This window comes from Cupriavidus basilensis OR16, from assembly GCF_000243095.1.
GTDB lineage: Bacteria > Pseudomonadota > Gammaproteobacteria > Burkholderiales > Burkholderiaceae > Cupriavidus > Cupriavidus basilensis_D.
In genome coordinates this window covers 49,852-71,538 of record NZ_AHJE01000027.1, presented here as the reverse complement: position 1 = coordinate 71,538, position 21,687 = coordinate 49,852, and the positions used below count along the sequence as shown (strand labels likewise).

At 64.7% G+C, this 21,687-nt stretch carries 19 protein-coding genes and 2 pseudogenes; 11 read left to right on the top strand and 10 right to left on the bottom strand.

Going from position 1 to position 21,687, the window contains the following annotated elements:
* The first annotated feature begins 13 nt into the window (after nucleotides 1-13).
* Nucleotides 14-1,081 (top strand): YheT family hydrolase, encoded by a 1,068-nt coding sequence (locus OR16_RS11145; protein ID WP_006158069.1) that lies wholly within the window; start codon nucleotides 14-16, stop codon nucleotides 1,079-1,081.
* Nucleotides 1,082-1,172: 91 nt separating this feature from the next.
* The gene (locus OR16_RS11140) at nucleotides 1,173-1,763 is read left to right on the top strand and encodes a DUF2946 family protein (protein ID WP_006158068.1); all 591 of its coding nucleotides are present in this window, start codon (nucleotides 1,173-1,175) and stop codon (nucleotides 1,761-1,763) included.
* Between the two features lie 34 nt (nucleotides 1,764-1,797).
* Here the strand turns inward: OR16_RS11140 and OR16_RS11135 are convergent, their stop codons facing one another.
* Nucleotides 1,798-3,375: a M48 family metalloprotease gene (locus OR16_RS11135; protein ID WP_006158067.1), complete on the bottom strand. Its 1,578-nt coding sequence runs from the start codon at nucleotides 3,373-3,375 to the stop codon at nucleotides 1,798-1,800.
* 324 nt (nucleotides 3,376-3,699) lie between these two features.
* Here OR16_RS11135 and moaC point away from each other — a divergent pair.
* A pseudogene (gene moaC / locus OR16_RS11130) lies at nucleotides 3,700-4,084 on the top strand (cyclic pyranopterin monophosphate synthase MoaC); the annotation flags it as partial.
* 547 nt (nucleotides 4,085-4,631) lie between these two features.
* Here the strand turns inward: moaC and OR16_RS11125 are convergent.
* Nucleotides 4,632-5,600: an MBL fold metallo-hydrolase gene (locus OR16_RS11125; protein WP_006158065.1), complete on the bottom strand. Its 969-nt coding sequence runs from the start codon at nucleotides 5,598-5,600 to the stop codon at nucleotides 4,632-4,634.
* 116 nt (nucleotides 5,601-5,716) lie between these two features.
* Between OR16_RS11125 and OR16_RS11120 the strand changes: the two genes are divergently transcribed.
* From OR16_RS11120 to OR16_RS11110, 4 genes are all read left to right on the top strand, one after another.
* On the top strand, nucleotides 5,717-6,007 hold the full coding sequence (locus OR16_RS11120) for a topoisomerase DNA-binding C4 zinc finger domain-containing protein (RefSeq protein ID WP_006158064.1): 291 nt from the start codon (nucleotides 5,717-5,719) through the stop codon (nucleotides 6,005-6,007).
* Between the two features lie 34 nt (nucleotides 6,008-6,041).
* Complete coding sequence (locus tag OR16_RS41140; protein WP_006158063.1) at nucleotides 6,042-6,614, top strand: cold shock domain-containing protein; 573 nt, start codon at nucleotides 6,042-6,044, stop codon at nucleotides 6,612-6,614.
* A gap of 304 nt (nucleotides 6,615-6,918) precedes the next feature.
* Nucleotides 6,919-7,332, top strand: coding sequence for a hypothetical protein (locus tag OR16_RS11115; protein ID WP_050982938.1), 414 nt, complete (start codon nucleotides 6,919-6,921; stop codon nucleotides 7,330-7,332).
* Nucleotides 7,333-7,447: 115 nt separating this feature from the next.
* Complete coding sequence (locus OR16_RS11110; RefSeq protein ID WP_006158061.1) at nucleotides 7,448-7,981, top strand: glycine zipper family protein; 534 nt, start codon at nucleotides 7,448-7,450, stop codon at nucleotides 7,979-7,981.
* 26 nt (nucleotides 7,982-8,007) lie between these two features.
* Here OR16_RS11110 and OR16_RS11105 read toward each other — a convergent pair.
* The 8 genes and pseudogenes from OR16_RS11105 to recA all read right to left on the bottom strand — a co-directional run bounded on the left by OR16_RS11105 (nucleotide 8,008) and on the right by recA (nucleotide 16,729).
* Nucleotides 8,008-9,890 (bottom strand): annotated as a pseudogene (locus OR16_RS11105) (Wzy polymerase domain-containing protein).
* Between the two features lie 104 nt (nucleotides 9,891-9,994).
* A complete protein-coding gene (locus OR16_RS11100) occupies nucleotides 9,995-10,465 on the bottom strand; it encodes a pilin (RefSeq protein ID WP_043419318.1) in 471 nt (156 codons plus the stop codon).
* Nucleotides 10,466-10,852: 387 nt separating this feature from the next.
* Entirely contained in the window at nucleotides 10,853-11,548 is a 696-nt protein-coding gene (locus tag OR16_RS11095) for a TerC family protein (RefSeq protein WP_006158059.1), read from the bottom strand.
* A 306-nt stretch (nucleotides 11,549-11,854) separates the two neighbouring features.
* Complete coding sequence (gene sucD / locus OR16_RS11090; protein ID WP_006158058.1) at nucleotides 11,855-12,736, bottom strand: succinate--CoA ligase subunit alpha; 882 nt, start codon at nucleotides 12,734-12,736, stop codon at nucleotides 11,855-11,857.
* 81 nt (nucleotides 12,737-12,817) lie between these two features.
* Nucleotides 12,818-13,984 carry an ADP-forming succinate--CoA ligase subunit beta gene (gene sucC / locus OR16_RS11085; RefSeq protein WP_006158057.1) on the bottom strand — a complete coding sequence of 389 codons (1,167 nt, stop codon included), beginning with the start codon at nucleotides 13,982-13,984 and terminating at the stop codon, nucleotides 12,818-12,820.
* Nucleotides 13,985-14,053: 69 nt separating this feature from the next.
* The gene (locus OR16_RS11080) at nucleotides 14,054-14,728 is read right to left on the bottom strand and encodes a DUF2889 domain-containing protein (protein WP_006158056.1); all 675 of its coding nucleotides are present in this window, start codon (nucleotides 14,726-14,728) and stop codon (nucleotides 14,054-14,056) included.
* Between the two features lie 322 nt (nucleotides 14,729-15,050).
* Entirely contained in the window at nucleotides 15,051-15,518 is a 468-nt protein-coding gene (gene recX / locus OR16_RS11075; RefSeq protein ID WP_043419299.1) for a recombination regulator RecX, read from the bottom strand.
* Nucleotides 15,519-15,655: 137 nt separating this feature from the next.
* Nucleotides 15,656-16,729, bottom strand: a complete 1,074-nt coding sequence (gene recA / locus OR16_RS11070) for a recombinase RecA (RefSeq protein ID WP_006158054.1) — start codon at nucleotides 16,727-16,729, stop codon at nucleotides 15,656-15,658.
* Between the two features lie 298 nt (nucleotides 16,730-17,027).
* On the opposite strand from recA, the gene OR16_RS11065 reads away from it, so the two are divergent.
* The 4 genes from OR16_RS11065 to OR16_RS11050 all read left to right on the top strand — a co-directional run bounded on the left by OR16_RS11065 (nucleotide 17,028) and on the right by OR16_RS11050 (nucleotide 21,644).
* On the top strand, nucleotides 17,028-17,714 hold the full coding sequence (locus OR16_RS11065) for a response regulator (RefSeq protein ID WP_006158053.1): 687 nt from the start codon (nucleotides 17,028-17,030) through the stop codon (nucleotides 17,712-17,714).
* A gap of 103 nt (nucleotides 17,715-17,817) precedes the next feature.
* The gene (locus OR16_RS11060; protein WP_006158052.1) at nucleotides 17,818-19,365 is read left to right on the top strand and encodes a sensor histidine kinase; all 1,548 of its coding nucleotides are present in this window, start codon (nucleotides 17,818-17,820) and stop codon (nucleotides 19,363-19,365) included.
* Nucleotides 19,362-19,679 carry a DUF4212 domain-containing protein gene (locus OR16_RS11055; protein ID WP_006158051.1) on the top strand — a complete coding sequence of 106 codons (318 nt, stop codon included), beginning with the start codon at nucleotides 19,362-19,364 and terminating at the stop codon, nucleotides 19,677-19,679. The genes OR16_RS11060 and OR16_RS11055 overlap by 4 nt, the downstream gene beginning before the upstream one ends.
* Nucleotides 19,680-19,943: 264 nt before the next feature.
* Entirely contained in the window at nucleotides 19,944-21,644 is a 1,701-nt protein-coding gene (locus OR16_RS11050) for an MFS transporter (protein ID WP_043419297.1), read from the top strand.
* Nucleotides 21,645-21,687: the final 43 nt, after the last annotated feature.

Below are 21,687 nucleotides of genomic sequence, written 5' to 3'. Positions count from 1 at the left end.
ACGCCTTGCAGGCATGAGTCAGCTTCCGCCTTCGCACCGCCGGCCCGCACCGGACGACACCCGCGCCGCCGCCTCGTTCGGCGGCGGCCGCCGCATGCCCTGGTGGCTCGCCGGCGGCCACGCGCAGACCATCATCCCGGCGCGCTTCACGCGGCGCCCGCCACGCATCAGCTTCAAGCGCGAGCGCTGGACCGCACCCGACGACGACTTCGTCGACCTGGACTGGACCACGCACCCGGTCACGCCCGATACCCCGCTGCTGGTGATGTTCCACGGCCTGGAAGGCGACTCCGGCAGCCACTACGCGCAGGCCATGATGCATGCGCTGGCGGCGCGCGGCTGGCAAGGCGTGATCCCGCACTTTCGCGGCTGCTCGGGCGAGCTGAACCTGGCGCCGCGCTTCTATCATTCCGGCGACGCCGAGGAACTCCAGTGGATCCTGGAACGGCTGCACCGGCAATACTGCGGCCACGGGCGCAAACTGCTGGTGGTGGGTATTTCGCTTGGCGGCAACGCGCTGCTGCGCTTGCTGGGCGAACAAGGCAGCGCCGCGGGACATATCAGCGCCGCCGCGTCGGTCTCGGCGCCGCTGGACCTGGCCGGCGGCGGCGCGGCGCTGTCGCAGGGCTTCAACATGCTGTACACGCGCATGTTCCTGCAAACCCTGAAACGCAAGTCGCTGGCCAAGCTGAGCCAGTATCCCGGGCTGTTCGACCGTGAGGCCATGCTCGCCAGCCGCGACCTGTACGCCTTCGACAATATCGTGACGGCGCCACTGCACGGCTTTCGCGATACCGACGACTACTGGGCGCGCGCGTCCAGCAAGCCGGTGCTCGGCGAGATCAAGGTGCCCACGCTGGTGCTCAACGCGCGCAACGACCCCTTCCTGCCGGCACGCCACCTGCCGGGCCCTGCCGAGGTCAGCCCGCAGGTCTGGCTGGAGCAGCCCGAGCACGGTGGTCACGTCGGGTTCATGACACCGCGCGAAGATATGCTGCGCGCGCTGCCGGTGCTGCCCTATGCCGGGCATCTCCAGTGGCTGCCAGCGCGCATCCTGCGGTTTTTTGACGCCGTGGCTTGAATTTGCGGGCCGCGCCCGCGGCCCAGCGCCACCAGAACGAATACGAGCGCGGATTCCCGGGCACGGGCGGTCCCGCAAGGAGGCACCGAAGATGGATGAGACAGTCAAGCAAGCCATGGCCCGCTGGCCCAACGTACCCAACTGCTATGGGTGGCTGGCGCTGGACCGGCGCGGACAATGGCGCATGCGCAATGAGTACGCCCAGCAGCACGGCCTGTCCGGCGACCCAATCCGCCACGAGGCGCTGATCGCCTTTATCGAGCGCAACTACCAGCGCGACGAGCACGGTGGCTGGTATTTCCAGAACGGCCCGCAGCGCGTGTTCGTGTCGCTGGCCTATGCGCCGTGGATCGTGCGGCTGCACCAGGGCAAGCTGCACACCACCTCGCAGCGCGCCTTCACGCTGCATGCATGCCACGCGGACGAGCACGGCAATGTGGTGCTGGTGGGCACGGTGGAAGGCGAGAGCGGCGGCCTGCAGGCCGCGCTGCTGCACGACCATGATCTCGATGGCTTGAGCAGTGCCTGCACCTGGCACGGCGAGGCCTGCGGCGGCAATCTCGGCGTGTTTCATTTCAACGGCGCCGACGTGCAGATCGAGCCGATCACCGAGGACGAAGTACCGGCGCGCTACGGCTTTGTGCGCCAGCCCCGACCGTCCGAGGGAGAACAGGCGGCCTGAGCAGGCGGGCTGAATCGTGGCCTGAGCATGGGCGTCAGTTAGGTATGCCCTTGTTGTCCTGCTTTTCCTCGCGGTACTGGCGCTCCAGCTGGTGCAACCGCGCATCGACCTCCGACAGCGTGTAGAAATCGCCGTCGCCTGCCTTGCGGGCGATCTGCAATTGCTCTATGGCGGCCTGGTAGGCGCCATCCACTGCGTACTTCTCCGCCAGCGCCTGGTGCTGCTGCACGCGCCGGCCCTGCGCGGCATAGGCCCGCGCCAGCATGTCCCACCACTCGGAGCGCGCGATTTCCTCGCGCGTGCGCTCGCGCAGGAAGGTCACCGCCTGGTCCGTGCGGCCAGCGCCGAGCAAGGTCGCGGCATAGCTCAGCGCAACCGCGTGTGACAACGGGAACGCTTTCATCGACGCCACCGCCTGGTTCAGCGCGTCCTGCTGCCGGCCCTGGGCCCGCGCCAGCTCGATCGCCATCACATCCAGCATGGGGCTGCCCGAGGTCGCGCCAGGGATCGTGCCGTACAAGCGGCGGGCCTCGGCAAGGGACTGCCCGGCCTCGGCGTTGCGCCCCAGCCGCTGCTCGGCGAACGCGATGCCGTAGTGGAGCGCAGGCAGGCGCGCCGGCGAGGCCGACGCCAGCTGCGTCTGCAGCGCCGCGCGCGCGTTCTGCAGATCGCTAGGCGAGGTTTCCTGCAGGATGCGGGCGCGCATCCGCGCGAACTCGTACTCGGGCGTGCTCGCCACGCGGCGCACCGCCACATGGCTCACGCGGTCCTGCATGTCGGCGATCCGCTCGGAGGTGAGCGGGTGGGTGCGCACATACGACGGCACCGAGCTTTCCGAAATTCCCATCACGCGCTGCAGCCGCTTGAAGAAGTCAGGCATGCCCTGCGGGTCAAAGCCGGCAGCGGTCATGATCTGGAAGCCGACCCGGTCAGCCTCGCGCTCGGCGCCGCGCGAGAAAGACAGCTGGTTGGACACCGCCGCCGCCTGCCCGCCCATGGCCAGCGCCGCGGCCGCGTCGCCGCTCTTGGTGGCGGCCAGCCCGGCCAGCACCATCGAAGCCAGCGCGATCCACATCGACTGGTCCTGCTTGGTAATGCCGCGCGCGATATGCCGCTGCATCACGTGGCCGATTTCGTGGCCCAGCACGGAGGCCAGCTCGGACTCGGTATCGGACTGCACCAGCAGGCCGGTGTGCACGCCGATATAGCCGCCGGGCAGCGCGAAGGCGTTGATGCTGCGGTCGCGCACCGCGAACAGCTCGAACCCCGTGGCAAAGGTGCCGGCGCCGGTGGAGCCGGAAATGTTCTGCCGGCGCGCCGCCTGCACCAGGCGATAGCCGAGCGCGTTCAGGTAATCGGCCAGCAGCGGATCCGTGACGTAGTCCGGGTCGCGCCGGATGTCGCGCATGATGCGGTCGCCCAGGCGCCGCTCCATGTCGGGGGTGAGCGACGCGGTCGACGGGTCGCCCAGGTCTGGCAACTGCACGCCGGAGGTCTCCACCACGGTGTTGTTGCTGCGCAAGCCAAAATCGGATTTCTGCCCCGCCTTCACGCTGCGGTTCAGGTTGTCATAGACCTGGTCGCTGCCGTCGCGGCTGTCGCTCTCCGGCACGGCGGCGGCGGCCGCGGTACGCGTGGCGTCATTCAGCAGCAGGCGCTGCTGGGGCCAGGCGGGCAGCGCGATCGTCAGCGCCAGCAGCGCCGCGAGCGAGCGGCGGCCAAGGCCCCGGCGGGCCTGGAAGACATGAGGCGCGCCTGTCGGGCGGGCGAGGAGAGCGCTCCGGCGAGCGATTGGTTCTTGCGCATGTTGCTATGATAGCGGCCTGCGCAAGCCATTCCCATCGGGCGTCGCCCGGTCTTGCCACGCCCTGCCCCGGCAGGCGCGGCAAGCGCATCCGTCACGCATTCATTGCCCCGCATCCGCCAGGTCCACGCCATGAGCCAGCTCACCCATTTCGATACCGCCGGACAAGCCCATATGGTCGACGTCGGCGCCAAGGCCCACAGCCACCGCGTGGCCGTCGCCACCGGCACCATCACCATGCTGCCCGCCACCTTTGCGCTGGTGCGCGACGGCACGGCCAAGAAAGGCGACGTGCTAGGCATTGCCCGGGTTGCCGCCATCATGGCCACCAAGCGCACCGCCGACCTGATCCCGCTATGCCACCCGATCTCGCTCACCAAGGTGGCGGTGGACTACGCGATGGACGAGGCCAGCGCCACCATCCGCTGCACCGTGCGTACCGAGACCCACGGCCAGACCGGTTTTGGGGGTGGAAGCACTGACTGGCGTGCAGGTTGCGCTGCTGACCATCTACGACCCCCTGATTTCAAAGGAAACCTGGTATCTGCACGAGGTCAATCCGCTGCTTCGCGGACATGCCGAGGGCAAGTACACATTGCGGGCAATGCACCGTGCCCGCATCGCCCAATTCAGCATGGCCGCACTCACCCCGCAAATTGCGCGCGGACTGGGCGGGAATGGGGCATCCACGTCAATCATCCGGTCCAGATGGTGCGCAAGCCATCCCCACCCCCGGGCCGTCGCCGCGCGTTGAGTTAGCCGGAGAGCGATCTGATTACGCTGCCCCAACAGTTGCGCGTACGTGTTCGCGGACTTGGTAAGCCTTCGCGTTTGACCATCCGGCTGCGCGAAGCCAACTCAATAATGGATTTCATAAGATTGCAGCCCCCCATGTTGTTGGTTAGTATGCGCAACCTGATCCGGGATTAATGGCGAAGCGACCGTTTCTCTCAAAAATCGCCGTGCCAGTCCCGTGCGGGCCAAATGTAAACGCTCTGCTGCCATCCGGATGGATGCTGACGTTTGAGACGCTGGTCCAAGTCCCGATCCCGACCAAGGCAGGACTAGCGGGCACCGCGTCGATAGACAGCCACGCCGTCAGCGGCAATCTCAAAGGCCATGAGGTCTTCTCCGACCACCAACGGGCCGCCGTAGGTCTCACGCGTTTGCGACACTATGTCATCCGTCGTCACGCTCGGGACCGTCGGCGTTCCGATCACCGAAAGATGTGTGTATGCCGCGAGTTTGGGGTGTGCACGGGTGAAAACTGTGCCTGCTTCCTGCGGCGTGACGTGATGGTTTGCAATCGCTTGAATCGCCGGATTTTTCATCAACTCGGGCTTCACGGCGAACACCTCATGGACCAGCAGATCGGTCCCGGTGCCGTATTTGATAACGTTTTCGTTGAACCGCGTGTCGCCCGAGATGAGAACGGCGTGGCCGCCGTAATCGATTCGATAGCCGAATGCTGGCTTGACCGCATCGCCGTGATTGACCTCAAAGGCAGTGACGCGAAGGCCATCCTTCTCGTAGACCGTGCCATCCTTCGTGAACTCTTCGACCTTGACTTCGAGCCCCTCATGCGTGAGCTTCTGATCGGCCATTCGTATCCTAATGTCAGCGGCATAGGCGCGTTGAAGGTTCGCCATGAGGTCGGCGGCACCGGTTGGTCCGATCACGTGAAAGGGCGACTTCCGCTGCCCGAAGGGTGGCGGTAGCCATCCAGTCAGCCACAGGTCGGGAATGCCGACGGTGTGATCTGAGTGGTAATGGGTCAGAAAGAGAACGTCGATTCTTCCAAGCGGGATGTGTAGTTGGCTGAGCCGTATCGTGGCACCGCGTCCGGCATCAATGAGAATCTTCTGGTTCCCCGCCTCGATGAGCGTACTTGCGCCGAAGCGATCCGCCGACGGGTCCGGTGCTCCGGTCCCGAGCAGCGTTACGCGAAACACGTCCGGGCTTGTGGTGGCGCCCTGCGCCGTTGCCACTTGTGGAAATCCAACAATCATCAGTAAGGCCGCGATGGCAAACACGGCGAATCTGCAAACATGATTCATGTCTCAGCCCCTCAGGCGATCTGACGGCGGCAAAAAAAATAGCCTCACTGGCTTACACAGTATGTCCGAAACCGAGTGTTGGCGTACCTTTCATGCGGTTCTGCCCGCCGCCTTTGCCAGTGCAGGACTACGCAGTCGAAGCTGGCATCCAGTTGCTGGATGGCGCAGGCATTGCCGAACGCATCCGTACCTTGGACGCCGACAAACAAGCCAAACTGCTGCTACGGGCATTCGAAGGTGACTACCAGACGCCGACGTGCGCGGCCTGCGGCGTGAAGATGGTGGAACGACAGGGAAAGGTCGGCTCGTTCTGGGGCTGTCGCAATTACCCAAGTTGCCGGGTCAAACTTGCCCGTGCCAATGCATTAACCATGGCCGTGTGATAATCACCTCGTTATTGTTGGCTCGCCCCCATCCATGGATACACGCATCGACGGTACCCTAAAAACGTGGAACAAAGACAAAGGCTTTGGGTTTATCACCTCGTCGAACGGGGGGCAGGACATCTTCGTTCATATATCGGACTACCCCAGACAGGGGGGGCAGCCGAGGGTTGGTGAGTCACTATCGTTCCTTGTCACTCACAACAAGGATGGCAAGAAGAAGGCCATCAATGTTCAACGGCCGGGGGGGCATCCGGCTTTGCCGCGCCGAAGCCGTACACAAGCACCAGTGCGCCAAGGAACGTCATTCCGTGGCCTTCTGGTTGGATTCATCGCTGTTGCAATCCTCTTTGCTGCCGGGTACAAGTATGTCGCTCCGATGTTTGGCGCGTCAGAGACATTAGCTTCTGCTTCTGGCTCGGTTAAAGCCCCAACCGCCGCGGCGCCTAGCCTATTTCAGTGTGATGGACGGACGCATTGTTCTCAGATGACCTCTTGCAAAGAGGCTACGTATTTCCTGAAAAACTGTCCAAATACTAAGATGGATGGTGATGGTGACGGCATCCCTTGTGAGTCCCAGTGGTGTACGAGCATCTTTTCCAAGTAGGTTGCTTCGAGTTCGATAGCCATCGAACGTCTCGATAGGACGAACGCTTCGAATTGCGTCGCGGGCACCTGACAAGCGATCCCGCCCCCATGTGCCTGATCCGCGTCGCCGATCCGGCCCGCCCTTCTTACCAATCCTGACACAGTACTGCGCCTGGGCCGCTTCCGCTGTAACAAGCGTAACGCCGCATTTCGCCAGCGGGCGGCGCATCGCGGCTTGCGGCAAATTGGTATTCAATGCAGTTTAAGGGGCGCCACTGCGCCGCCGGCGGAACCACGTTCCGCGTCGATCCAAGGTGGGCTACATGAACGGGCGTAGGGTTGGCCAGCTTTTTGGCGGCTGGCATGGTGGCGGCGGCTGGCATGGTGGCGGCGGATGGCACGGCGGCGGTGGCTGGCATGGTGGCTGGCACGGCAGCGTTGGCGTCTATATCGGCCCCGGTTTCGGCTACGGATATGGCTGGGGCTACCCTTACCCGTACTACTACCCGCCCGGCTACGCCTATGGCCCCGCAGTCGTCGGGGTACCTGCGTCGCCACCGCAATACATCGAGCAGGGCCAGGACGGCACGATGGAAATGGACAGCGGCGGTGTCGCGGCACCCGCGCCCCAGCAGCAGGCGTACTGGTATCACTGCGCCCGCCCGGATGGCTACTACCCGTATATCAAGGCCTGCCCCGGCGGCTGGCAGAAGGTGCCGGCACAGCCCCCCGCCTAGTGCCTGATGCCTGCCTGATGCCTGCCTGAGATACCTGACAGGCAGGCAGCGCTCACGGCGCGCCGCGCCGGCGCGCGCGGACCATGATCGATGACCGAGGTATCGAGGTGCCGAGATGAAAGTCCTTAATCCCTTCAACCGCCCCAGCCTGCCAATCCTGCTGAGCCTGCCGCTCGCGGCGATAGTGCTGGCCGGCTGCGCTGTGATGCCCAGCGGCCCGAGCGTGATGGTACTGCCGGGGACCGGCAAGAACTTCGACCAGTTCCGGGCCGACGACTATAGCTGCCGCCAGTTCGCCCTTGGGCAGGTGGGCGGCGTCACCGCCAACCAGGCCGCCACCAATAGCGCGGTAGGCAGTGCCGTGGTGGGCACCGCGCTGGGCGCGGCGGCCGGCGCGGCCTTCAATGGCGGCACGGGCGCGGCGGTGGGCGCAGGTGTCGGCCTGCTTACCGGCGCGGCGGTAGGGGCAGGCAATGCCCAGTATGCCGGCTACGGCAGTCAGCGCCAGTACGACGCGGCGTATGTGCAATGCATGTACGCAAGCGGCCATCGGGTGCCGGTGTACGGACGCATGGCCTCAGCCCCGCGTCCGGTGGCTGCGCCGACGTACTACTATCCGCCGCCGCCCCCAGGCTACGCGCCGCAATAACCCGGCGCGGCGCAGCTTAGGCGGGCTTACTCCGCTTTGTGTTTGGCGCGCAGCTGCACCCAGTCGCAGAAATCCCGCGGCCGAGCCGCCGCGTCGACTTCGGCGCAGGCGCGGGCGAGTTCCGCGAACTGGTTCGCCTCATCCCCGGCAAAGTAGAAGCGCAGGCGCTCCAGCCACGCCCTGGCCTGCACCGGATCGCCGGTCAGCGCCATCAGCCAGGCCGTGCGCGAGATCAGCGCCGGTGTCGGCAGCAGGTGCACCGCGGCGATATGGGCCCCAAGCAACTGCGCTGCGTTCTCCGGCGTGATCTTCGCCTCCTCGATCGCATCGGACGCGGCAGCCTGCCGGAACCAGAAGTTCGGCATCGGCAAAGCGGCCCGGCGCTCGGCACGGGCGTATTCGCGCGCCTCGGCACGGCGGTAGTCCTGCCACATTGTCGCCAGGATGGCCGCCGCCACGCCGGCTAGGGCCACGCCCGCCAGCACGGCGGCCCCGCGCGGCACGCGCAGGCGGCCGAACCCCGATGGCTCCAGCCAGCCCAGCACGAAACAGAACGGCAGCACGAAATACAGGTAGTGCAGCGGGTACTCCAGCATCGAATGCGCATCGAATGCGCGCACAGCATCGCCAGCCAGGTCAGCACCAGCCCCGTCTGCGCACGCTCGCGCGCATCCCCGCGCCACAAGCGCTGGCGCGCCACGCGCCACAGCCATGCCAGCAGGCTCACGAACACGCCCGCCGCGCCGATCACGCCCGTCTTGGCCAGCATGTCCAGCACCGCATTGTGCGCATGCAGCGACATCTCGACTTTCACGCCCACCTGCGCGAGCTGCTGGAATTGCGCCCAGCCATACTCACCCCAACCCACCCCGAGCCATGGATGGGCGCGAAACATCGCCCACGCGTGCGTCCACATCGCGGCGCGCCATGAGAGCTGATCGCCCCCCTGCATCTGCGCCACGGTATCGAAAAGGCGCCAGTCCATTGCCTGCCCCGCGCTCTTGATCGCCGGCTGCAGGACCAGCAGTAAAGCCACCATGGCCACCGCGGCAAACGCCAGCCCGGCGGGACGCCGCATCGGATTGCGCCCGGCGTGGCCGGCGCGCTGCATGGCACCCGCCAACCCGCCAAGCTCACCAGTGCCGCCAAACGCAGTCCCGCCCCGTGCCATCCATGCCGCGACCAGCGCATAGACCGCCGCCAGCCCCACGTGCAACACACCGGTGCGCGAGCCGGACAGCACGATCCCGCTCACCAGCAGCACCGCGGCTGCCAGCCAGGCCGGCGCCCGCAGCCACCCGCGCGCCGCCAGCCAGACCGCCGCCGCCAGCGCGATGCCTTGCACCGTAGCCTGGTGGTTCGGCTGGTTCAGGTTGCCCCACAGGCGGCGGTTGTCATCGTAAAAGTAAGTGGACACCATCCCCAGCGTGTCCGGCTCCAGGCCAAACACCTGCACCCATTGCGCCAGCGTGCCCAGCAGCCCGGCCACCAGCCAGGCGATAGCCAGCACATCGACCATCGCCTGGCGCTCCACGGACGACGCGGCACGGCCCTGGCGCCAGGCAGCCCACATCACCGCAGCGCCCAGCGCCAGCGAAAGCTCGGTCAGCAAGCGGCTGCCCGACACATCGGCCATGCCGGTCAGCGTTTGCGTGATGCCGGTGGCGATCAGCCAGAGGGGAAAGAGGACGATCCAGGGGAATTGGGCGGGAGCGGCCTGGTAGGCCGCGCTCCCGCCTTGCCGCTGCGCCGAAGCGCCCAACACGATGACGGCAAGCGCGAACAGCAATGCCGAGGCCCATTCGCCATAGAAGGTGGCGAGCGGGAGCGTGTGCCGGGAGACCAGCAGCGGCAGCGAGATGGCTACGGCGAGGAAGCTGAGAGGGATGGCTGACCGGGAGGGCAGCATGCGGGGTGCCTTGTTATGCCTTGCAGGCAGAAGGCGGATGATAGCTTGGGGAGTGGGTAAAGAAAAAGCGCCCGAAGGCGCTTTCGTGTAGGGCAGTGTTAAGTTTAGACGCCAGTCTTAGACTTGCTGCAAATAGTCCCGCCCGTGTCAGTAGCAAGCCACGCGATTACGTTTGCGTTAGTGAGGTCCGGAGTATAAGTGACTTCACAGCCAGCCAAGGCTACCTTACCTGTCATCACAATTGCGCCAGTTGCCGCCGTGATAGTCACGGTAGCGTTCGCAGGAGCCGGAAGTGCTGCGTAGCCAGTTGCAGTCGTCAGAAGTGCAAGAGTGTCGCACTTAGCCGCAATCACACCGCTGTTTGTTTGACTGCATTCAGCGATCGCCTGCTTCAGAGGCTGCACGTTTGTGTACACTTCCGTCCACTTGCTACGCGTCACGTAGTCTTGATATTGGGGAATGGCGATCGCAGCCAAGATACCGATAATCGCAACCACGATCATCAGTTCGATCAGCGTGAAGCCCTTCTGAGCTCGGCGGCCCAGTTTTTTCAGTTGTTGCACCCGTTGTTGCATGATTGACCCCTCGAAGGAATTTTGGTTACAAATCGAAACTTTTTGTTTCATGTGATGCCGTACGTTCTTAGCACTTAGCGTGCCAGCGCCGCCAAGCCTTGATGTCTCGTCGGCGAGTGACAATTTTCGCCACTTAGGACCATTCCGAGTGTTGATCGCGAGCAAATTTTGTCACTAAGTATGACGCGGAGGGTCAATAAGCCGCTGTTCTGACTTAAGTCAGTCTGAAATCGCACTGAAATCACCGCCATATCTGCTACATGGCCTGCGCTACTGCCCAAAAACAAAACGGGTGGCTCCCGGGCCACCCGTCTGTCCGGCGGCGCCCCAACGGGGCGCCGCCCACCACCTAATCTACAAACCCGTCCCAAGACGGGCCACAGCCCATCAGGCCGTCTGTGGCGCTCGCCTGCTCAGCAGCTTGCCAACCACCACCACCAGCGCGGCGCCAATCACGCCGAACACCAGGTGGGCATGCGGCACGTGCATCTCGAACCATGCGGCGTCCACCGGGTCGCTGACCAGCATTTCACCGGCCAGGTAGCCCAGCAATGCGGCGCCCAGCACGATGATGATGGGGAAGCGGTCCATGACCTTGAGCAGGATGGTGCTGCCGAACACGATCAGGGGGATCGACAGGCCCAGGCCCAGGATCAGCAGCATCAGCTGGCTGCCTTCCGGCCCCTTCTGCGCCGCGGCGGCCACGGCCACCACGTTGTCGAGCGACATCACGAGGTCGGCGATCAGGATGGTGCGGATCGCGGCCCAGATGTTGTCCTTGGCCGAGTGGCCTTCTTCGTCGTCGTCGCCGGTGAGCAGTTGCACGCCGATGTAGACCAGCAGGATGGCACCGACGATCTTCAGGTACGGCAGGCTCAGCAGCTTGACCGCGGCTACCGTGAGCACCACCCGCATGATGATGGCAGCGGCGCTGCCCCAGAAGATGGCCTTCTTCTGCTGGGCGGGCGGGAGGTTGCGGGAGGCCAGCGCGATCACCACGGCGTTGTCGCCGGATAGCACGATGTTGGTCAGGATAATGGATCCCAACGCGATCCAGAAAGCGGTGGAGGACAGCAGTTCCACGGTAAAGCTCCTCGAGTTTCTTAAATTATGATTCGAACGTCACATGGCGCTACCCAAAGCGGCGGCGCCCGCGGAATTTCGGATGTCTGAGTCTTCAGACATGAAGATTTACCGTATCAAGCTTTCGATTCGGTTTCAATCGGCATGTCGCGCACCCTGGGAGATACCCTAGGTGACGGTACGCCAGAATGACATACCCCCGCACGAAGGCGGGGGCATGGTGGGCCGGGCGCGGTCGCGACCATGCAACCTCACCGGCTCGGGCAATCCTTCCCGCCCGAAAGGCGGGAGGCTGCGTATCGGTACTTACAGGATCGACTTGAGCAGGCGAGCCATTTCCGACGGGTTCTTGGTGACCTTGATACCGCAGGCTTCCATGATTTCCAGCTTGGCTTGCGCCGTGTCGGCACCGCCCGAGATCAGCGCGCCAGCGTGGCCCATGCGCTTGCCCGGAGGCGCGGTCACGCCAGCGATGAAGCCAACCACCGGCTTCTTCATGTTGTCCTTGATCCAGTTGGCCGCGTTGGCTTCGTCCGGACCACCGATTTCGCCGATCATGACCACGGCGTCCGTTTCGGGATCGTCGTTGAACATCTTCATGATGTCGATGTGCTTCAGGCCGTTGATGGGGTCGCCACCAATGCCCACTGCCGACGACTGACCCATACCCAGCGCGGTCAGCTGACCCACGGCTTCATAGGTCAGCGTGCCCGAGCGCGACACCACGCCGATACGGCCCTTGCGGTGGATGTGGCCCGGCATGATGCCGATCTTGATTTCGTCAGGCGTGATCAGGCCCGGGCAGTTCGGTCCCAGCAACAGGGTCTTCTTGTTGCCCTTGGCCATCTTGTCCTTGAGCTCCATCATGTCGCGCACGGGGATGCCTTCGGTGATGCAGACCACCAGGTCCAGGTCAGCGTCAACGGCTTCCCAGATGGCGGCAGCGGCGCCTGCGGGCGGCACGTAGATCACGGACACGGTGGCGCCGGTGGATGCCTTGGCATCCTTGACGCTTGCGTAGATGGGAATGCCTTCGAAGTCTTCGCCCGCTTTCTTCGGGTTCACGCCGGCAACGAAGCAGTTCTTGCCGTTGGCGTAGTCGCGGCAGCCACGGGTGTGGAACTGCCCGGTCTTGCCGGTGATGCCCTGGGTGATGACCTTGGTGTCTTTATTAATCAGAATCGACATGCTGTAATCCTTTGCTTGGCTCAAAGCAGCGCGCGAAGGCCTGGCCCCGGCGCGCTGCTGGCGTTCGTGTTCGCGTCTGGCTTACTTGCCCGCGGCAGCAGCCACGACCTTCTGGGCGGCTTCTTCCATGGTATCGGCGGCGATGATGGGCAGGCCCGAGTCGGCCAGCATCTTCTTGCCGATCTCTTCGTTGGTACCCTTCATGCGCACGACCAGCGGCACGGACAGCGACACGGCCTTGGATGCAGCGATCACGCCTTCGGCGATCACGTCGCAACGCATGATGCCGCCGAAGATGTTGACCAGGATGGCCTTCAGGTTCGGGTTCTTCAGCATCAGCTTGAAGGCTTCGGTCACCTTCTCGGTGGTGGCACCGCCGCCCACGTCCAGGAAGTTGGCCGGCTCGCCGCCGAACAGCTTGATGGTGTCCATGGTGGCCATGGCCAGGCCAGCGCCGTTCACCAGGCAGCCGATGTTGCCGTCCAGCGAAATGTAGGCCAGGTCGAACTTCGAGGCTTCGATTTCAGCCGGATCTTCTTCGTCCAGGTCGCGGTAAGCGACGATTTCCGGGTGACGGAACAGGGCGTTGGAGTCGAAGTTGAACTTGGCGTCCAGCGCGATCACCTTGCCGTCGCCGGTCAGGATCAGCGGGTTGATTTCAGCCAGCGAGGCGTCGGTGTCCCAGAATGCCTTGTACAGGCCTTGCAGGGCCTGGCGCGCTTGCGCCACGCTTGCGTCGGGCACGCCGATCTTGCGGGCGATGTCGTCAGCGTCCGCGTCGAGCAGGCCGGCCGACGGATCGATGATCAGCGTGTGGATCTTTTCCGGGCTATGGGCAGCGACTTCTTCGATGTCCATGCCGCCTTCGCTGGAGGCCATCAGGGCGACCTTCTGCGAAACGCGGTCAACCACCAGGCTGACGTACAGTTCCTTCTTGATGTCAGCGCCTTCTTCGATCAGCAGGCGGTTGACCTTCTTGCCTTCCGGGCCGGTCTGGTGCGTGACCAGGGTCATGCCGAGGATGTTGGTGGCGTAGGTCTTCACATCGTTGATGCTCTTGGCCACCTTCACGCCGCCGCCCTTGCCGCGGCCGCCCGCGTGGATCTGCGCCTTGACGACCCATACCGGGCCGCCCAGTTGCTCAGCAGCCTTCAGGGCCTCTTCGACCGAGAACGCGGGGATGCCGCGCGGAACCGGCACATTGTATTTGCGCAGGATTTCCTTGCCTTGGTACTCATGGATATTCATGCGTGTTTCCTTTCGGGTAGGCGTAAAAGTGTGGAGATGGAATCTCGGCGGACCGCAGGCCGGCCTGGCTTAGCCAGAAGTGCCGGTTGACCTGCGCGACATGGCGCCGCCGGCGGGGGCGGCGAGCGCCTCCGCTGGCTGCGCCACCGGGGTCGATGACCCTTCGGTCTTGATCCTCGGTGTTGGCTGGTGACCATACCAGCGGGGGTAAAACTGGCGTACGACCTCGCCTTCGAAATGCAGGGCATGGCAGCCGTGCAACTGGTAAGGCGGTTCGGTACTGGTGTCTTCGGCGCCGCCGTCGCGGATGTTGAACACATCGCCGGCGAATGCCTGGATCGCGGTGGTCGGCAACACGCCGGCCAGCTCGGTCAGATGGGTGCATCCGGCCACGCCGGACAGGCGCTCTTTCACCGCTTTGCGGAAACCCTTCATCAGGTTCAGGCCGATCAGCTTGCGGTAGGCCGGGCCGATGGTGTCGCACTGGCCGGGATAAGGCACCCAGTCGGAACAGGCATCGGCGTCCACGACGTTCATGCGCAGGTCGATGGTGACGCGCAGCCACAAATCGTGCAGCGGCTCGCCCACCGGGCGCACACCGCCACCGGCCAGCGGAATCTCGCGCGGCTTGGTGTCGGTCAGGCGCGCTTCGATATCCCATAGGCCATCGTCCCTAACATAGGCCTCCGCCGTGATGGCACGACGGTGACGCAGGGCGCGATTGACGGGCGGGGAAAGCGGCATAACACCAGGCAGGAGCGGGAGAAATGGACGGCTGGGCCGGAAAACCGCAGGATTTTAACATGCCGGACAACGTTGGCCGGGAACAAACTGCGCGCGGCGCTGTTGCGGGGGATTGTCGAGCGACGGGCAAGGCCCGCGCATGCGGAAAAATCGCGGTATTGCGGGGGAAACGGCCTAAAGCATCAAGACTTTGAGATTCGGAATACGCCTACTTGCAAAGCAGGTATGTGCCCGAAACCGGTGCAAGGCGTTGACGAGAAACTAACGAGAAATTAACGAGAAATCACCGCGGCATCACCCTGGCCTGGCGCGCCGGCGGACGTCAGTCACCGCCGTCCAGCCATTCGTCCGCCCCTTTGATCACCTGGCTCACCACCGAGCGGGAAAAACCGCGGGCCACCATAAAGCGGATCTGCTTGGCCTTTTCTTCCGGCGTGGCGGGCGGTGTGCCGAAGCGTTTTTGCCAGACCGCGCGGCCGCGCTCCAGCTCCGACCCGCGCAGGCGATCCTGCAGGTCGGCAAGCTGATCGCCGCCGAGCTGATGGGTGCGGGCTTCCTGCATCACGCGGGCGGCGCCATAGCGGGCCGCGCGACGGTGCACCAGGCTGTCGACAAAGCGCGCGTTGGACAGCCAGTTCTCGCGTTCCAGCGCATCCAGCAATTGCTCGAGTGCCTCGGGAGACTCGGCGTGCGGGGCCAGTTTGCGTGCCAGTTCCACCCGGCTGTGCTCGCGCCGCGACAGGTAGCCGACGGCGCGGGCTTTCAGGGAGAGAGGGGGACGAGTGGCCATGACAAAGGAGCGCTCGGGAAAGGCTCGAAAAAAACGCTGGAAACCGCGCTGTACAAACGCAAACCGGGGCGGCGCGCGTCGCTGCGCGTGCCGCCCCGGGTGGGGTTCGCGGCCGGGAACGCCCCGGCCGGCGAAGCTCAGTCTTCGGCGGTGGCCACGGCGCCGGCGGTGGCCGGCGTGCCGTTCATCAGGACCACGCCCAGCGACTCGCGCACCCGGTTCTCGATCTCGTCGGCGATATCCGGATTCTCGCGCAGGTATTCACGCGCGTTGTCCTTGCCCTGGCCGATCTTCTCGCCCTTGTAGCTGTACCACGCGCCCGACTTCTCGACGACCTTGGCATCCACGCCGAGGTCGATGATTTCGCCCTGACGCGAGATGCCCTGGCCATAGAGGATGTCGAAGAAGGCCTCGCGGAACGGCGGCGATACCTTGTTCTTGACCACCTTGACCTTGGTTTCGTTGCCGATCACCTCATCGCCCTTCTTGATCGAGCCGATGCGGCGAATGTCCAGGCGCACCGAGGCGTAGAACTTCAGCGCATTGCCGCCGGTGGTGGTTTCGGGCGAGCCGAACATCACGCCGATCTTCATGCGGATCTGGTTGATGAAGATCACCAGGCAGTTGGTGCGCTTGATGGTGCCGGTCAGCTTGCGCAGCGCCTGGCTCATCAGGCGGGCCTGCAGGCCGGGCAGAGAATCGCCCATCTCGCCTTCGATTTCGGCCTTGGGCACCAGGGCCGCCACCGAGTCGATCACGATCAGGTCGACCGAGCCCGAGCGCACCAGCGCGTCGGTGATTTCGAGTGCCTGCTCGCCGGTGTCGGGCTGGGAGATCAGCAGGTCGCCCACGGACACGCCGAGCTTGCCGGCATAGTTGACGTCGAGCGCGTGCTCGGCATCGATAAAGGCGCAGGTGCCGCCCAGCTTTTGCATCTCGGCCACGACCTGCAGCGTCAGCGTGGTCTTGCCCGAGGATTCAGGGCCGTAGATTTCCACCACGCGGCCGCGCGGCAGGCCGCCGACGCCCAGCGCGATGTCCAGGCCCAGCGAGCCGGTGGACACGACCTGGATATCCTGGTCGATGTCGGCCTCGCCCAGTTTCATGATCGAGCCCTTGCCGAACTGCTTCTCGATCTGGGCCAGCGCGGCCGCCAGTGCCTTCTGCTTTTCGGCGCTTACGCCAGCACCCGCCTTCTTGCCGTCATCCATGGTCGTCCTTCCGTCAATGGTGTATAAATAGGCCGCATGTGGCGCGCTGCCTGCTTTTGCGGGTAACCGCCCGACCCGCGCCGCGCTGCGAACTCCTGATGACAATGAACCTGGCAGCAGGGGCAAACATTGGGCAAACGCCGGTAATACGTTCGTTACTAAATTCAGTACGATCCGGCCCGCTCACTGCGCGACCGGATCAAGCGAGTACTGTATAAAAAAACAGTATGCTTGGCAAGTCCCGCACGCGTCATTTGATGTAAAGCGACGACTAAGCCGGGCCAGGGTGGAGACAACCATGCGTATTCTGATCGCCGAAGATGACGATGTGCTGGCAGATGGCCTGACGCGCTCATTACGTCACTCGGGTTATGCCGTCGACCATGTCGCCAGTGGGGTTGAAGCCGATTCGGCGCTCTCGACCCAGACCTTCGACCTCCTGATCCTCGATCTCGGCCTGCCCCGCATGCCCGGACTGGAAGTGCTCAAGCGCCTGCGCACGCGCGGCGCCATGCTGCCAGTGCTGATCCTGACCGCGGCCGACGGCGTCGACGAGCGCGTCAAGGGCCTGGACCTGGGTGCCGACGACTACATGGCCAAGCCCTTCGCCCTGTCCGAGCTGGAAGCCCGGGTGCGCGCGCTGGTGCGGCGCGGCGCCGGTGGCGGCGCCACGCTCACGCACCACGGCCCGCTGGCCTTCGACCAGGTTGGCCGCATCGCCTACCTGAACGAGCAGATGCTGGACCTCTCGGCGCGCGAAGTCGGGCTGCTGGAGATCCTGCTCACCCGCACCGGGCGGCTGGTGTCGAAGGAACAGCTGGTCGACCACCTGTGCGAATGGGGCGAAGAGGTCAGCAACAACGCCATCGAGGTCTATGTGCACCGGCTGCGCAAGAAGATCGAGGTGGGCGGCATCCGCATTGCCACGGTACGGGGGCTGGGCTACTGCCTGGAGAAATTCCAGGCTGCCGTGGCGCACGATTAGAAAGCGCCATTAGAATCGGCACTATCACCGATTCACTGCCTGCCGGCGACAGCGCCACGAGCTGCCCCACCTCCTTCCCCCACCTACTTCCCACCTCTTCCCCATGAGCCTGCTGCGACTGCCCCGGCGGCGCGCGCGGGCCGCGCGCCCTTCCGCCCCGCCCGACGAGATCGTCAGCGACGAAGCGCTGGCCGGCGCCCTGCCGCACCTTGAAGACAGCGCAGGCCATCCATCGCCGCGCTCGCTGTTCGGCGAAATCCTGGACTGGATGCTGGCCCCGCTGCTGCTGCTATGGCCAATGAGCATCGCCGTGACCTACCTGGTGGCGAAGTCCATCGCCAACGGGCCTTTCGACCGCTCGCTGGAGGCCAGCGCCATCGTGCTCTCGCAGCAGGTGCGCGAGGTCAACGGGCGCGTCACGCTGCAGCTGCCGCTGTCCGCGCGCGAGATCCTGCGGGCCGACGAAACCGACAACATCTACTACCAGGTGGTGGGCACGCACGGCGAGTTTGTCGCCGGCGACAACGACATGCCGCTGCCCGGCGAGGACGATCGCGGCCACGCGGGGCTGGTCTCGCTGCGCGACGACCACATCGCGGGCAACGACGTGCGCGTGGCCTACACCTATGTCGATCTCAAGCAGGCGGGCGACGCGCAGCCGGTGCTGGTGCAGGTTGGCGAGACGCTCGACAAGCGCGCGCGGCTGGCCAACGAAATCATCAAGGGCGTGATCCTGCCGCAGTTCGTGATCCTGCCGCTGGCGGTGGTGCTGGTGTGGTTCGGCCTCACCCGCGGGCTGGCCCCGCTGACCTCGATCCAGCAGCGCATCCGCGCGCGCAACCCCGGCGACACCAGCCCCATCGACGAGCACGCCGCGCCGCAGGAGATCACGCCGCTGGTCGCGTCCTTCAATGATTTGCTGGCGCGGCTGGATGTTTCAGTGCAGACGCAGAAGCGCTTTATCGCCGATGCCGCTCACCAGATGAAGACACCGCTGGCCGGGCTGCGCATGCAAGCGGAACTGGCACAGCGCGAGCAATCGCCCGAGGAGCTGCGCAAGTCGCTGGCGCAGATCGCCGGCAGCTCCGAGCGCGCGGCCCACCTGGTGACGCAGTTGCTGTCGCTGGCGCGCATGGAGAACCTGGCCGGCGCCGGCAGCATGGCGCCGCTGGACCTGGCAGCGCTCGCTCGCGAGGTGGTCAAGGACTGGCTGGCGCAAGCGTGGGCGCGCCGCATCGATCTCGGCGTGGATGCCGGCGACCACCCGGTGATGGTGCAAGGCAACCGCCTGATGCTCACCGAGATGCTCAACAACCTGATCGACAACGCCATCCGCTATACGCCGGCCGATGGCCACGCCACCGTGCGCGTCAGCGCCGATGCCTTCGAGCCCTTCGCGTACGTCGAGGTGGAAGACACCGGCCCGGGCATCCCGGTGACCGAGCGCGAACGCGTGATGGAGCGGTTCTACCGCGTGCTCGGCACCAAGACCCAGGGCAGCGGCCTGGGCCTGGCCATCGTGCGCGAGATCGTGCAGCAGCACGGCGGCGATGTCAGCATCCTCGACCACGTCTACCAAACCGAGCCGCGCCTGGCCGGCGCGTGCTTTCGCATCACGCTGCGCCGGCCATCCCCCCTGGAGCCTGCATGACCCACCCCGACCACACGCGCGGCGGACGCGACCAGGCCGATCAGTCCGAGCGCCGCGCGTGGCATCGCAACCTGCGCTGGATTGCCATGTTGCTGTCGATCTGGTTCGTCGTCACGTTCGTGGTCGCCTGGTATGCCCGCGAGCTGCGCTTCGATTTCTTCGGCTGGCCCTTTTCGTTCTGGGTCGGCGCGCAGGGCGCGCTGATCGTCTACGTGCTGATGGCGGCGCTCTATGCCTGGCGCATGAACCATGACGAAGACGACGATGCCGGCGAGCAGGCATTGCGCGCCCGCCAGCACGACGATGCTGCATAGCAAAAAAACCAACCCCGCCGCTCGAAGCGGATTTTCGCAAGACCTCCGGGGGCCCTTCGCACCGCAGCGCAGCACCACCAAACCCGCTTTTTGCCTAGCGTATACCCCGAGCGTTTAGTGGCGAACTCGGCCGAAATTGTCAGAACGCAGTAAGTTTCGCCTCCCACAATCCATTGCAACTTCGGAGGTTGTCGTGCGCCCGCAAGAGAACGCGTGCGCGCCGGCTGCCAGCCCGATAGATTCCGATCACAAACGGAGGAGACAATGGCTAACGCACAGAACGTGGCAATGCCCGGCGGCACCGCCCAGGGCTCGGCGATGACGCCCGAAGAGAGGAAGGTGATTTTTGCCTCCTCCCTCGGGACAGTGTTCGAGTGGTACGACTTTTACCTTTACGGTTCGCTGGCGGCCATCATCGCCAAGCAATTCTTCTCCGGCCTCGATCCAACCGCTGCCTTCATTTTCGCCCTGCTGGCATTTGCCGCCGGCTTCATCGTGCGGCCGTTCGGCGCGCTGGTGTTCGGCCGCCTTGGCGACATGATCGGGCGCAAGTACACGTTCCTGGTGACCATCCTGATCATGGGTGCATCCACCTTTATCGTGGGCCTGTTGCCAGGCTTCGCCACCATCGGCTGGGCGGCCCCGATCATCCTGATCGGGCTGCGCATGCTGCAGGGCCTGGCGCTCGGCGGCGAGTACGGCGGTGCCGCCACCTATGTGGCCGAGCACGCGCCGCACGGCAAGCGCGGTGCCTACACGGCATGGATCCAGACCACCGCCACGCTCGGCCTGTTCCTGTCGCTGATCGTGATCCTGTTGTGCCGCAACCTGACCGGTCCGGACTTCGACGTCTGGGGCTGGCGCATTCCGTTCCTGGTCTCGATCCTGCTGCTCGGCGTGTCGGTCTACATCCGCCTGTCGATGAGCGAATCGCCCGCCTTCCAGAAGATGAAGGCCGAGGGCAAGACCTCCAAGGCGCCGCTGACCGAGTCGTTCGGCCAATGGCGCAACCTGAAGATCGTGATCCTGGCGCTGGTGGGCCTGACCGCCGGCCAGGCCGTGGTCTGGTACACGGGCCAGTTCTACTCGCTGTTCTTCCTGACCCAGGTGCTCAAGGTCGACGCCACCACCGCCAACCTGCTGATCGCGGGTGCCCTGGTGATCGGCACGCCGTTCTTCATCTTCTTTGGCTCGCTGTCGGACAAGATCGGCCGCAAGTGGATCATCATGGCCGGCTGCGCGCTGGCGATGCTGACCTACTTCCCGCTGTTCAAGGCCATGACCCACTACGCCAACCCCGCCCTGGAGCGCGCGCAGCAAAGCGCCCAGATCGTGGTGACCGCGGACCCCAAGCAATGCTCCTTCCAGGGCAGCCCGATCGCCCGCGAGATCGATTTCCGCAGCTCCTGCGATATCGTCAAGCGGACCCTGGCACAGGCCTCGGCAAGCTATGAAGTGGTGGAAGCCCCGGCCGGCACGGTGGCCTCGGTGAAGATCGGCGACAAGGAGTTTGCTTCCTTTAATGCCACCCTGGTACCGGCGGGCCACAGCTTCGACGACGCCAGCAAGAAGCAGATTGCCGCGTTCAAGAAGCAGGTGAGCGAGTCGATGGCCTCGGCCGGCTATCCGACCAAGGCAGACCCGGCACAGATGAACACCATCATGGTGCTGGTGGTGCTCGTCATCCTGGTGATCTACGTGACCATGGTGTACGGCCCGATCGCCGCCATGCTGGTGGAGATGTTCCCGACCCGGATCCGCTACACGTCCATGTCGCTGCCGTATCACATCGGCAATGGCTGGTTCGGCGGCCTGCTGCCCACCATCTCCTTCGCGCTGGTGGCGCAGAACGGCAACATCTACTACGGGCTCTGGTACCCGATCATCATCGCGGGCGTCACCCTGGTCATCGGCTCGCTGTTCATCCGCGATACCAAGGACGTGGATATCTACGCCAACGACTGAAGGCGCATGCACGACTGATCCGGTAATCAGTCGCTCCGCCGGC

Bases quoted from the DNA above. Each gene is read 5' to 3' on its own strand.
- OR16_RS11145 (WP_006158069.1), top strand. From the start codon at position 14: ATGAGTCAGCTTCCGCCTTCGCACCGCCGGCCCGCACCGGACGACACC.
- OR16_RS11140 (WP_006158068.1), top strand. From the start codon at position 1,173: ATGGATGAGACAGTCAAGCAAGCCATGGCCCGCTGGCCCAACGTACCC.
- OR16_RS11120 (WP_006158064.1), top strand. From the start codon at position 5,717: ATGCGGTTCTGCCCGCCGCCTTTGCCAGTGCAGGACTACGCAGTCGAA.
- OR16_RS41140 (WP_006158063.1), top strand. From the start codon at position 6,042: ATGGATACACGCATCGACGGTACCCTAAAAACGTGGAACAAAGACAAA.
- OR16_RS11115 (WP_050982938.1), top strand. From the start codon at position 6,919: ATGAACGGGCGTAGGGTTGGCCAGCTTTTTGGCGGCTGGCATGGTGGC.
- OR16_RS11110 (WP_006158061.1), top strand. From the start codon at position 7,448: ATGAAAGTCCTTAATCCCTTCAACCGCCCCAGCCTGCCAATCCTGCTG.
- OR16_RS11100 (WP_043419318.1), bottom strand. From the start codon at position 10,465: ATGCAACAACGGGTGCAACAACTGAAAAAACTGGGCCGCCGAGCTCAG.
- sucD (WP_006158058.1), bottom strand. From the start codon at position 12,736: ATGTCGATTCTGATTAATAAAGACACCAAGGTCATCACCCAGGGCATC.
- sucC (WP_006158057.1), bottom strand. From the start codon at position 13,984: ATGAATATCCATGAGTACCAAGGCAAGGAAATCCTGCGCAAATACAAT.
- OR16_RS11080 (WP_006158056.1), bottom strand. From the start codon at position 14,728: ATGCCGCTTTCCCCGCCCGTCAATCGCGCCCTGCGTCACCGTCGTGCC.
- recX (WP_043419299.1), bottom strand. From the start codon at position 15,518: ATGGCCACTCGTCCCCCTCTCTCCCTGAAAGCCCGCGCCGTCGGCTAC.
- recA (WP_006158054.1), bottom strand. From the start codon at position 16,729: ATGGATGACGGCAAGAAGGCGGGTGCTGGCGTAAGCGCCGAAAAGCAG.
- OR16_RS11065 (WP_006158053.1), top strand. From the start codon at position 17,028: ATGCGTATTCTGATCGCCGAAGATGACGATGTGCTGGCAGATGGCCTG.
- OR16_RS11060 (WP_006158052.1), top strand. From the start codon at position 17,818: ATGAGCCTGCTGCGACTGCCCCGGCGGCGCGCGCGGGCCGCGCGCCCT.
- OR16_RS11055 (WP_006158051.1), top strand. From the start codon at position 19,362: ATGACCCACCCCGACCACACGCGCGGCGGACGCGACCAGGCCGATCAG.
- OR16_RS11050 (WP_043419297.1), top strand. From the start codon at position 19,944: ATGGCTAACGCACAGAACGTGGCAATGCCCGGCGGCACCGCCCAGGGC.